Source organism: Metabacillus arenae (assembly GCF_014773385.1).
GTDB classification, from domain to species: domain Bacteria; phylum Bacillota; class Bacilli; order Bacillales; family Bacillaceae; genus Metabacillus_D; species Metabacillus_D arenae.
This window is the reverse complement of the sequence record NZ_JACXAI010000035.1, coordinates 23,977-35,660: the sequence shown is the minus strand read 5'-3', so window position 1 is coordinate 35,660 and position 11,684 is coordinate 23,977. Positions and strand designations below refer to the sequence as shown.

The 11,684-nt window shown below is 31.8% G+C and carries 10 protein-coding genes and 1 pseudogene; 3 read left to right on the top strand and 8 right to left on the bottom strand.

Features of this window, described 5'->3' with window-relative positions:
- Window positions 1-156: 156 nt before the first annotated feature.
- Window positions 157-849, top strand: a complete 693-nt coding sequence (locus IC621_RS21025; protein ID WP_191161128.1) for an alpha/beta fold hydrolase — start codon at window positions 157-159, stop codon at window positions 847-849.
- Between the two features lie 176 nt (window positions 850-1,025).
- The gene (locus tag IC621_RS21020; protein WP_191161126.1) at window positions 1,026-1,565 is read left to right on the top strand and encodes a DUF1572 domain-containing protein; all 540 of its coding nucleotides are present in this window, start codon (window positions 1,026-1,028) and stop codon (window positions 1,563-1,565) included.
- Between the two features lie 311 nt (window positions 1,566-1,876).
- On the opposite strand, the gene IC621_RS21015 is transcribed toward IC621_RS21020, so the two are convergent.
- The gene (locus tag IC621_RS21015; protein WP_191161124.1) at window positions 1,877-2,329 is read right to left on the bottom strand and encodes a DinB family protein; all 453 of its coding nucleotides are present in this window, start codon (window positions 2,327-2,329) and stop codon (window positions 1,877-1,879) included.
- Window positions 2,330-2,420: 91 nt separating this feature from the next.
- Between IC621_RS21015 and IC621_RS21010 the strand changes: the two are divergent.
- Window positions 2,421-2,591: pseudogene (locus IC621_RS21010) on the top strand (ATP-binding protein); the annotation flags it as partial.
- A gap of 100 nt (window positions 2,592-2,691) precedes the next feature.
- On the opposite strand, the gene IC621_RS21005 reads toward IC621_RS21010, so the two are convergent.
- The 7 genes from IC621_RS21005 to IC621_RS20975 all read right to left on the bottom strand — a co-directional run bounded on the left by IC621_RS21005 (window position 2,692) and on the right by IC621_RS20975 (window position 11,684).
- A complete protein-coding gene (locus IC621_RS21005) occupies window positions 2,692-3,216 on the bottom strand; it encodes a hypothetical protein (RefSeq protein WP_191161122.1) in 525 nt (174 codons plus the stop codon).
- A gap of 540 nt (window positions 3,217-3,756) precedes the next feature.
- On the bottom strand, window positions 3,757-4,953 hold the full coding sequence (locus tag IC621_RS21000) for an O-antigen polymerase (protein WP_191161120.1): 1,197 nt from the start codon (window positions 4,951-4,953) through the stop codon (window positions 3,757-3,759).
- Window positions 4,954-5,424: 471 nt separating this feature from the next.
- Window positions 5,425-6,789 carry a sugar phosphate nucleotidyltransferase gene (locus tag IC621_RS20995; RefSeq protein ID WP_191161118.1) on the bottom strand — a complete coding sequence of 455 codons (1,365 nt, stop codon included), beginning with the start codon at window positions 6,787-6,789 and terminating at the stop codon, window positions 5,425-5,427.
- Between the two features lie 8 nt (window positions 6,790-6,797).
- Window positions 6,798-7,877, bottom strand: coding sequence for a glycosyltransferase family 4 protein (locus tag IC621_RS20990; protein WP_224752703.1), 1,080 nt, complete (start codon window positions 7,875-7,877; stop codon window positions 6,798-6,800).
- 51 nt (window positions 7,878-7,928) lie between these two features.
- A complete protein-coding gene (locus IC621_RS20985) occupies window positions 7,929-8,987 on the bottom strand; it encodes a glycosyltransferase family 4 protein (RefSeq protein WP_191161116.1) in 1,059 nt (352 codons plus the stop codon).
- A 321-nt stretch (window positions 8,988-9,308) separates the two neighbouring features.
- On the bottom strand, window positions 9,309-10,445 hold the full coding sequence (locus IC621_RS20980) for a glycosyltransferase (RefSeq protein WP_191161114.1): 1,137 nt from the start codon (window positions 10,443-10,445) through the stop codon (window positions 9,309-9,311).
- 24 nt (window positions 10,446-10,469) lie between these two features.
- Window positions 10,470-11,684 (bottom strand): polysaccharide pyruvyl transferase family protein, encoded by a 1,215-nt coding sequence (locus IC621_RS20975; protein WP_191161112.1) that lies wholly within the window; start codon window positions 11,682-11,684, stop codon window positions 10,470-10,472.

The following is an 11,684-nucleotide window of genomic DNA, read 5'->3' as shown; positions in this document are numbered from 1 at the left end:
AACAACGAGACAAATTTTATGAGAAACAGAATATCAACTAAAGGGCAGAAGGGTTTAAGAAGGAAATATTCGCACAGTCGCTGAATATATAGGTATGGACATTAAATAGATCGGGTTTCAAATGACGAAACCTATCCTAGGAGGAGATGACCGGAGATGGAGACACGGGTGAATCAAATTGATTTGAATGGACTCACGTTTCAATATCGCGAGAGTGGGGAACCATCTGCACCACCAATTGTTGCACTTCACGCGCTAGGAAAAAGTGCAGAATCATGGGATCAAGCCGCTGCTGTTTTAGGAAAAAAATACCGCGTTTTAGCTTTAGACCAACGGGGTCATGGTGGGAGTGCGAGAACTAGTACATACAGTTTTGAACTCATGTGCGATGACTTGCTTCATTTTGCGAATGCTATGAATTTGGAACGGTTTACGCTAATGGGTCATTCCATGGGGGGAACTGTATCCTATCTTTTCTCGGAAACATTTCCGTCAAGGATAGAGCGGTTGATTGTTGAAGACACTCCTCCTCCTTTTGCGGATAAGCCGATCGAAGTTCCTTCTAAACCGACTGATCCCCTACCGTTTGATTGGCTTGTTGTGCCTTCGATTCTACGGCAACTTAATGAACCCAATCCCGAATGGTGGTCGCGTCTTACCGAAATAATCATGCCGACTCTTATTATAGGCGGAGGTGGTTCCAGTCATATCCCTCAAAACAAACTGCAGGAAGTTTCTGAGCTTATTCCGAATTGCGAATTTGTAACGATAGAGGATGCTGGGCATTTTGTGCATGAAGCTAATTTACCAGCTTTCTTAGCTGCCATAAAAAGTTTTCTTAATTCATGAGTTCTGAATACTGTTACTCATCTTATTATACAAATGTGCCAATTCCCGCACAGCAAGGATTGGGCTCTTTAATTATGTATCGGACAAATTGTTGAATTAGGGAAGGAAATGTTTATGGAAATCGAAATGATTTAACTATCAAGAAGTTTACTTGAAAACCACAAGGGGGGATTCCAATGAGTCTTGGAAATGAGTATTTGAAAGTTGTACAAGAAGGATTTAAAAGCGTTAAAAGTCTTGGAGATAAAGCAATAAGTCAATTATCAGAAAACGATATTCATTGGATAGTAAACAAAGAATCGAATAGTGTTGCTGTTATCGTTAAACATTTAAGCGGAAATATGGTATCAAGATGGTCTGATTTTTTAACGACAGATGGAGAAAAGCCCGATAGGAATCGCGATCAAGAATTTATTAATACGATCTTATCAAAGCATGAACTGATCACGATTTGGGAAATCGGCTGGAACAGACTTTTTGCAACATTAAGTGATCTGGGAGAACAAGATTTATTAAAAACTGTTTATATTCGTGGTGAAGCTCATACAGTACTTGAAGCGATAGAGAGACAGATGGCACATATCGCTTATCATATAGGACAAATCGTTTATATTGGAAAGCAATTAAAAAACGAGGAGTGGGAAAGCCTTAGTATCCCAAAAGGAAAATCGGAAGAATATTTACAGCAAATTCTGGAAAAAAATTCCTCAAAATAACGTTAAGCTGAAAAAGATGGACTATTTTCTATAGGGTGGTTTTGGTTAAGTTAGGTAATTAATCCATTATCAATATGGCTTTTACATGAGGTTTATTCAAAATTGGGCGCTTTCTTGTGTTCGTCTTGAGAAAAATGAAGACTGATGAAGAAAAATAAAAAGCTATTTGACATATTAGTCATGTACAATATGTCAAATAGCTTATGTTTTTTGTTTTTCTAAATTTAGGTCTTGATAATAAAAGGAACAACTTTATTTGGAAAAAATAAGAAGATAGGCTAAGGCTGCCCTCCTGGATTAATTCTCGAAAATTAGCGGAAAAACGGCACTTCTTTCACACCGGCCATACGCGCATACATGAAAAGTTGGCCTTTATGGTGAATCTCGTGATCATACATAGCCGTAAGATAGTTCTTTTTTGGTCCCTGAAGTTTCGGGTGCGACGAATTGTTTTCGGCCTCCAACTCTGCATCGGTCAACAATTCGTACCTAGCCTTCGTTTTTTCAGTAAAGTCTTTTACAGCTTTGCATACGTCTGCCATGGTCTCACATTTGGGTATGTCCGGTGAAGCAAATTTTTCGGTCTTGACCATTGAAACGAATACATCATTCCATCCGGCAATATGCAAGGCGAGTTCTCCGAGCGCCATGGCACCGTCCCACGGCTTAAAATCAATATGTTCGTCCTTAATTGATTCTAGTAATTCCTCCAGTACATTCCGATGCTTCAACCATTCGTTCATCATCTGCTCTGCTTGGCTCAAATCAATTCCTCCCAATATAGTTGATTATTGAACATTTCTTCTCCACTTAAAGGCTAAGGAAGCACAAAAAGGGGGCTTAAGAGCGTTATAAGTAACCTCTAACTTAGAATTTGGGCAATGGAATCGAGTTTTTGGTGATAATCGATTAACTTCTGCCCTAGTAGATCGACTCGTGCATCATGCACATATTATAGCGTTCACAGGAGAAAGTTATAGGTTGAAAAACGCCCTTTCTTCTGTGAAATTCCCTAATGAAAATTAATTTAAACAATGAGCTGCAAGCCTATGTATTTTTCGCTGCAATTCTCTGCACTTTTTGCTTGCAATCCTCATCTCCCTCATATGGCGCTGGACCTTTTCGGTTAATTGTAGCCCGCTTTTATAGTTTCTTTTAATAAATCGTAATGTTTATCACACAATCCCTTCTTGTGATGGGTTTTTTTACATTTATTAATTCCGCAGTATACGATTGTTTTAGCTACATAAGGGCTACCATATTTTTTGAAAAGTTGGTGGTGCTCTAAACAATAACTTCCTATGACTTCATACTTTTTACATCCAAAAGCCAGACACAGTTTGAGTTCCTTTTTTTCACCATTTAAATAATTTTCAGTGTTTAAATGTTCTAAAGAACTTTGATTATTTAATTGGGAGTAATGATTATAACAAATCCTCTTTACATAAACATTATTATTACATCCTTCTATTATACATTCTGCTGAAGTCAATAATCTTGTTCTTTCTTGCTTATATTTGAAATTTTTAGTATATAAAGGATCACCATGTCTTCTGTATCTTTGATAATGTTTTTTGCAATATCCCTTAGCAAAATGTTTGTCTTGACAACCTTCAATCTCGCAAATTCGTCTTCCTTGATGATCGTGCAAATTATAAACCTCCTATGCATTTGGACCTAGTCCAATTGAAACACAATAGGTTTAAAATTATATTAAATAAATGTAAATTTTCGGTACATATTCAAGCTTTTGCTACCAGGCAAATAGTTCTTGAAGGCACCGGAGTACGTTCATCAAAAGAAGAAGCATTAATGGATGTGTTTATTGGACTACAGAAACAGATCGGGAATGAAATATTTAATAAGCATGAAGAAGGTTGAGTTTTCTACTTAACATCCAGTATAGTGGTGGTACGATAAACAAACCGAGGTGCTATCATGATTGTTATCACCATTATTATTCTCTGGATAATAGGTGTACTGTTCTTTATTAGTTTGTTTAGATCGGCCAAGAAAGCGGATGAGATAAGTGAGGAGTATTTAAGGGAAAAGCTAAAAGTTAAGGAAGATGAAAATGAGCCAAGAGATTGAGGTCTCTTGGCTTTAGTGTTTTACACTATTATTCTTAAGTTCAACAGTTACTTTATAAACAAAGAAGTTTACTTATTAATTTACTTAAATTCCCAATCAATTACTTCCTTAGTTTTTTTACCCTAAATAACAAAGAACCAAATATAATGAATAAAACGACAGGAAAAAACCGGGAAGATGTGAAGTATGGTTGACGCATAATTTCAATAATACCAACAAACAACACAGGATATATTAACATTCCTAGGCCTTGAAGGTTCAAGAAACCTCTATAAAAGTAGCCAATAATGGAACCTATTAAAAAGATAAAGATTAGAGCTAAAGGCACGTTCATATCATAAAAAAACACAAAAATACCAGAAGGATTATTAAATTCGGATGTCAAAAAACTGTTTAAAAACTTCGAGTAATCCCACTTAATTCGCAGTGCTTCAGATAGCTTCTCACCTATGATAGGAAATTTATAAATCCAATCCAACGTATGTTCAAAGCGATAAGATGGGGTACCCGATTCCTCTAAAAATCCAGCACCGTTATTTAATGCAGTGTAGTAGTAATTCAATACACGTTGGGCTGTAAAATGGAAAAAGTTATCATAAATATACTGGTAATAAGACTTCCAAGATCTGAAATACTCTGTTACAGAAAACAAAGCATACATTAGTATTATTCCAACATAAGGAGCTGTTTTAATGAGTGATCTAAAACGTGCTTTCTTGTACCTTGAAAATATAATGACGACAATGGGAACAGCAATCTCAATCAAAGCTAATCGTTCAGACCAAGCTATAGATCGGAACACTGTCATAGAAATAATAATCACAAAATAAATGGTGTATTTCTTTCTAACTTGCGGCTCATAAAACTTAAATTGGTACATGTAAAATACAATATAGACAATGCCTAGTTGAGATAATGTAGTAACCCCAGGAATAGTGGATATCATGTTTCTTATATCGGTATAATTTACTTCCCCAACAATCATGTCAATGATTAAACCTGGATTAAAAATAAACTCTCTAAACCAAATTACATATGAAATAAACGTAAGCCAGAATAATAAATCAAGATAAATCTTATAAACATATATAGGGCTTGTCTTTTTGATATGCACTCTAGAACCTATTAATGAGCCTAATGAAATGCTTAGTAAAAATAACAATCCAGTAATAAAATAAAAAGTAGTAAAATATACAGTTCCTTCAAATTGTACAAAGTAGATTAATATATAAATCGGTATTAAGAAAAACACTAGTATTTTGTAGGGGTTTACCCACCAAAAAATCTCAGCTCTCAAAAACACCCCTCCAATCACATCTTTAATTATTTCTTTAATGGAGCTCATGAAATGGATAAATAGAAACTTGCCAGATTTCTTAAACTTTTTTTTGACTCCATTTCAAACGTTAAGACTGGAGACACAAAATCGAGGATAATGTTGTAAAAAAACATTTGATGATATTTATGAATCGAAATAACTTAACTGTTTTAGAGTAACTTTAAGCTAAAGAATAATTTCCTGATATATGAAGTCTTTATGAGTCTTTAAAGAGATTTCAAAAGGTTTGGAAATTTCCCATAAATAAACAATTGAGTGAAAAAACGTAAATACCAAATGTCTCTTTCCCCCATAACCGAAGGGGTGTATAGTCGAAGAATTCCACCACCCATGAAATTCAATAATTGAGTTAAAATTGTGAAATAGAAGGGGTTTCTCAATATAATTAAAATGTTTAAAAACTTATTTAATTGAATACCGAAACTTATTTCATTTTACACTCAACAAGTGATCTTGAATTTCATCCCAAGTTATGAATAAACGAACGATGTCTTCTTCTATTAATTGTGAACCTGTTTGAATTTCAATTATTTCTAGATCAGTAATGGCTTTTATTCCATGCTTCGCCCCCGATCTAATTTGAAAAACATCACCAGGTTTTACTAAACTAAGCTCATCATTTAAAATAAATTCACCTTCACCTCTAATAATAGTCCATACTTCATCACGATAATCATGTAATTGATAACTTAAGTTTTTACCAGCATCCACACAAATACGTTTGGTCAATACTTCTTTATCTTCAAACTTCGAATAATCTAAGACACGGTACCACCCCCAGCGGCGCTCCTCGTACATAGGACGATTATCGAACTCACCAATCAATTCCTTAATTCGCGGACTAGCTGTTTTATCAGCAACTAAAATCCCATCCGGACTAGCTGCAACTACTAAATTAGATGCACCTAGTACTGTAATTGGAACATCTAACTCATTAATTAAATGAACATTTTCACTATCTTCACTTATAACACCTTTACCAATTTGACTCGTTGCCATTTCTTCGGTTAGAGTATTCCATGTGCCAAGGTCTTTCCAATAGCCTTCATATGGAAGAACAACAATGTTTTCAGTTTTTTCTACTACCTCATAATCAAAACTAATTTTCGGAAGGTGAGAATATTCTATTAATAAATCATCATATTTAATTGGTAATCCTTTTTCTTCCAGCAAGGAAATCACATATCCTAATTTAAATGCAAATACACCGCAATTCCAAAACGCTCCTTGTTCAATAAGTTCAACGGCTTGTTCTTCTGAGGGTTTTTCAGTAAAACGTTGAACTGAACGATATTCATTCTCACTTTCAGTAGGAACAATATACCCATACTTTGAAGATGGGTATGTTGGTGTAACACCTAATAAAGCAAGGTGAGCATCACTATTTTGTACTACTTCTTCTAAGTCTTTTACCCTGGTAAAGAATTTATCATCTACATAAGGGTCTACAGGTAAAACCGTCACAACTTCTTCTAAATTTACTCTTTTTACGCTATATAAGTAGGTTGCTGCTAGAGCGATGGCAGGAAATGTATCTCGACGACAAGGTTCAATAATTAAGTTAGCTTGATCTTCAAGTTGACTATTAATTATATCTACTTGTGATTTACCTGTTGAAATAACAGTTGAATTTTTTAAACCAACATTGCCAATTTGTCTCCAAACACGCTGAATCATGGACTGTAAACTCTGTTCTTTATCTTCCAAAACTTTCAAAAATTGTTTTGAACGTGAATCATTTGAAAGTGGCCACAAGCGTTTTCCTGATCCGCCTGATAGTAAAACCAGATTCATCTTACCACCTACTTTGTTTGTAGTATTTTCTTATATACATTGATAATTTTCTTATTCATTATGTCACTTGTAAAATTACTGATAAAGTAGTTATATCCGTTTAAACCCTTTATTCTTAACTCTTCTTTGTTTAAGGAAACTAATATATCATGAAGTGTACTCAGATTATTTAATGAAAAAACATAACCATTGTCCTTTTTAACTAAATCCGGTAAAGCACCTCTATCACTTACTATAATAGGTTTTTTATTTTTCATTGCCTCTATAGCTACTAATCCAAACCCTTCCCATCTAGAAGGAATAATAACCGCATCAAATAACTTATAATAAGAATCTAGTTCTTCGTTATCTATCCAACCAACGTTAATTATATTATTTGGTACTTCAATATCATTTTTTTCCAAAACACTGTCACCTACAATATACAATTGTATATGAGTAGGGGAATACTTTTTAAAGAATTCAATTAGAATATCTAAACCTTTTTGCCTATCAAATCTTCCAACAAATAAAAGGTTAATGTTATTTTGCTTTACTAATAAACTAGGAATTCCACTTCGAGTTTCAGTACTTATACCATTATTAATAAGTTCCAATTTGGATATTGGTAACCTTAAATCCATTGCTTCTTTTTGTTCATTAAGAGAAATATTAATGATTTTATCTGTTTTAAAAGTAAGAAGTCTTTCAACTATCATAATTACTTTTTTCTTCAAATAAGAAATTTCCATTAAAAAAGCCCAGCCATGTGGGCAATATACTATCTTAAATTTCCGTTTTTTTAAAAACAAGGGCGCCCTTACAAAAAAACCTGCAAATGTGCTATGGATGTGAATAATATCGGGATTTACACGATTGATTTCATTTATTATTTGTAACATGGCTTTGAACATATATTTTATACTTCTTTGATATTTATAAAATACTACCTTTTCTTTCGGAAGATAAAAATCTTTATCTGAGTTTGTATTACTTACCACCAAATATATATCATTAATATCTTGTGACTGTTTTTGATAGTAAATAACTTCTTTAATGTATGTGGCTACCCCACCTTTTACATACTCTCCAATATGCATAACTTTCATAGTTATAAATTTCCTTTCATAAAAGAGCCTGTATTTACTACTCTAACCTATTTATCCTTTAAGTGATTTTGTATATACAATTAACTGATTAGCAGCTGTTTCCCAAGAGAACTTCTTAGCTTGCTGTAAGCCTTTAATTTGTAATTCCTTTTTAACATCTGCATTATTCATTACATATTTAATTTTTTCAGCTAGCTCTTTTGAATCTTTAGGATTAAAATAGATTGCTGCTTCGCCTGAAACTTCTGGCATCGGTCCAACATTTGATACTAAAACCGGACAACCAGTCGACATTGCTTCTAATGGTGGTAATCCAAACCCCTCATATATAGATGGAAATACAAAACAGCCAGCATTCATATAAAGACCTTTTAAATCCTCATCTGTTACATAACCAACTTGTTTAATTTTATCATTTCCAATATTAACCTTATTGAATACTTTTATGTCTGTACCACCAGCTATAACGACCTCAAAATCTTCCTCTGTTAAATATTTGATTGCATCAATTAAGGCTTTAAAGTTTTTATTTGGATTTAAACTACTAACAGCCAAAATATATTTATTTTTCTTTAATTTGAATTTAGATAAAATTGTATTATCTTCTTTAATCGAATCAAAATGCTCTTTTCCTTCTGAAATTAACTCTAATTTTTTTGGGTTAATTTTTAAGTACTTTATTAGCTCTTTTCTAGAAAATTGAGATATTGTTAAAATCTTTTTAGATAATATTTTAAAAAAGGTAAACATCATTTTGTACCAAATCCTAAAAGGTAGTGAAAAACCTTCAGGATAAGCGTAAATGGCCGTATCATGCACTACCACAATCTGATTTCTTTTAAAAATTGGGCCTGTATTACAAAAATTAATCAACGGTTTTTCTTTTACATAAATCGGTAAATCTAATTGTTCCCACGGATGTCCTGTATATCGCCCTATTTGTTTGATATTAATATTTTGAAAAAAGTGGGTTTCTTGGTAGTTTGGAGGCACTAATATAGTAAAGCTAACCCCTACTTGCTTATCTAGACGTTTTATGATTTCCAATGCAAATCTTTGAACTCCTGTAACTCTCTGTGTCAAAAAACGTCCATTAATATAAACATTCATTATAATACTCCTTAACTATTGTATAAATTAATTTTTACAAAATAGAAAAATTGAAGAGAAGGAATTTAAAGTCATTAAACACAATTCGTGTTTTGGTATTATTTTTGCGAACTAACTTTTATATATTTAGGCCAGCAATAATAATATTTACGGCCTTCCTTCAGTTACTCTGCAGTTTAATTAATATTCCAATATAGTTAGCACTCTATATTCCCAAAATTGATAACTTTGATTGTAATAATTAATTTAACCCTAGCTTAATTAATTGTGAGTTGGATAGTATATCAGTATTAATTTTGAATAGATTTGCAACAAAAAATTTCAAATAATATAACTGAGTAATTTCTCAGCTCTTTTATCCCATGAATATTCAATAGCAGTTTTAGCAATGTCTTCTTTATTTATAACGTAACTTTCATCAATTAGTTTTAAAATTAGCATAAGCCCTTCTTCATAATTATCATAGAGAGATACATAAGGGATATTTCTTCTTTTTAATTCTGGTGTTAATTTAGAAACCACTGGTAATCCAGCTGATAAATACTCATATAACTTCATTGGACTTCTACCTAAGTTTGCTTTATGATTACTTAATGGCAACAAAGCAAGGTCTGCTTTATGAAGAAATTGAGGGACGTTATGATAACTTACACCACCATGCAATGTAATATTAGAACATTGTTTAAATGTTTTTAAGACTTCTTCTGAATATGGGCCCAAAATTGAAATATGAACATTCTGTAGTTTATTAGCAATATATTTTATAAAATTAATATCTATCCTTTTATCGAGAGCCCCAACATATATTAAGTTTGGTACCTTATTTCTCTTATTTTTATTTCCTTTGAATAGAAAATGATCATATTCAACACCGTTTTCTATAATAAAGCAAGGTTTTTCATGAACATATCTTTCTAAATGATCGATTACTGGTTTTGAAGTTGCAATAACTGCATCAGAACCATTTATAATTTTTTTCTCTATCTCTAAAATCGACTTATCATTCAGCATTGCACTATAAATATCAGTTGGTCGGTATACCATTTTTTTAGGATTTATTATATACTCAATTCCATTTAAAACTGGTTGATCGATTAGTAGCAAATCAATTTTTTCATTATTAAAATACTTTTTTACCTGATATTTAATTATAGAACTTTCCCAACTTTGCATTGGGTTCAACTTAAATAACTTACTAATACTCCATGGGAATAATGTGAATGGTACTAGGTTAAAAACTCCATGAAAAGACAAATCTTTTTTTAATAATAACTTAAATCTATTTGAAACATCATGTTTTTTTAATCTTATGATATGAAACGGTGTTAATGGTGTACTTATATGACATACTTTATGTCCTTGTTTTGAAAATACCTTTGCTAAATGATGAGAACCTACCACAAATGTAGAGCCTATATAAGTGTGACTAGCAAAAACAATATTTAACTTCTTATGCATTTTGGACCTACTCCTATACAAATATTAGAAGTTTACTTTATCAAATATATTATTTGTTGTTATTTCTTTGTATTTTTTAGATATAATATCACGCTCTTGTTCAAATGACTTTAATAATATATCAAGCTTGGCTATGGCATCTTTAACTTCAATTTCTCCTCTAACATCAAAGCAAAATTCATTTTGGTCAAATGCAGACAATAACTCATCATATTTAATAGCCCATCCCAATACAATTGCTGGTACGAAATTTTTATATGCATGAACTATTGAATGATATCTTGAACCGATAATGAAATTAAACTTTTTAATTATTTCATCAATTTCAATACAACTATAATCCTCATCTAAATAGAATATTTTTTTATTTTGAGGAAATTTTTGTTTAATATTTTCAATTATTTCTTTATCTTCATAAGAATGCCTCAGAAAATATACATTTTTATTATTCTTAATTAAATGATCAATCAACTGATAGTATAGATTATATAATTGAGTTGCATTTCCATGTTTCATAATTTTCACATTCGGAATAATTCCAATCGAATTCTCTATAACCAAATCATTTACCTTCATATTCACATTATCTGATTTGTAAATATTAGATTTTGAATAACTTTTTGTATTCTGTAAAACAATATCATAACTTCTTTGAATATTATTTAATCCAAGCTTTTTTAGATTTTCCATTCCATCATCTTCACGAACATATATCTTTTTAACATTTGATAACTCTTTTTTAATTAATTTATGGAAAACCAAGTTACGAATAGGTCCATAGTTGAAAGGGCCAAATGACTGAGGAAATAAAAATGTTGGAATATTGTACTTCCTCGCAATTTTTAGATTTAAAAGATATTGTAAACTTGAAAATTCACCTCTTTGTGAAGATAAGGCAAAACCGCTTATATCAATCATAGCTGTTGAATTTTTAAAAATATTTTTCACTTTATTTCTTATATCTTTGCTAGCTTTTCTTTTGTTGATAACTAAACTTAGATAATCGTATGATTTATATAATCCACCTAATAGATCTGACTTTAAATCCAACGAAAAAGGGAGTATTTCAAATGCATACTTATCTTTTTCTTCATTAGGTCTTTTAAAATCCATACTAGATAAAAGCACTATTTGAGTGTTTGGAAAACGAGTTTTTATTTGATCAACAGCAGTAAATGTTAGCGCCTGTGCTCCTTTGTTAAATAATTCTCCTCCAACAATTACAACATATTTCCTCAT

What these genes read in the sequence shown, in the direction of transcription:
- IC621_RS20980 (WP_191161114.1), bottom strand. Translation starts at nt 10,445, where the DNA reads ATGCATAAGAAGTTAAATATTGTTTTTGCTAGTCACACTTATATAGGC.
- IC621_RS20995 (WP_191161118.1), bottom strand. Translation starts at nt 6,789, where the DNA reads ATGAATCTGGTTTTACTATCAGGCGGATCAGGAAAACGCTTGTGGCCA.
- IC621_RS21020 (WP_191161126.1), top strand. Translation starts at nt 1,026, where the DNA reads ATGAGTCTTGGAAATGAGTATTTGAAAGTTGTACAAGAAGGATTTAAA.
- IC621_RS21025 (WP_191161128.1), top strand. Translation starts at nt 157, where the DNA reads ATGGAGACACGGGTGAATCAAATTGATTTGAATGGACTCACGTTTCAA.
- IC621_RS20990 (WP_224752703.1), bottom strand. Translation starts at nt 7,877, where the DNA reads ATGAAAGTTATGCATATTGGAGAGTATGTAAAAGGTGGGGTAGCCACA.
- IC621_RS20975 (WP_191161112.1), bottom strand. Translation starts at nt 11,684, where the DNA reads ATGAGGAAATATGTTGTAATTGTTGGAGGAGAATTATTTAACAAAGGA.
- IC621_RS20985 (WP_191161116.1), bottom strand. Translation starts at nt 8,987, where the DNA reads ATGAATGTTTATATTAATGGACGTTTTTTGACACAGAGAGTTACAGGA.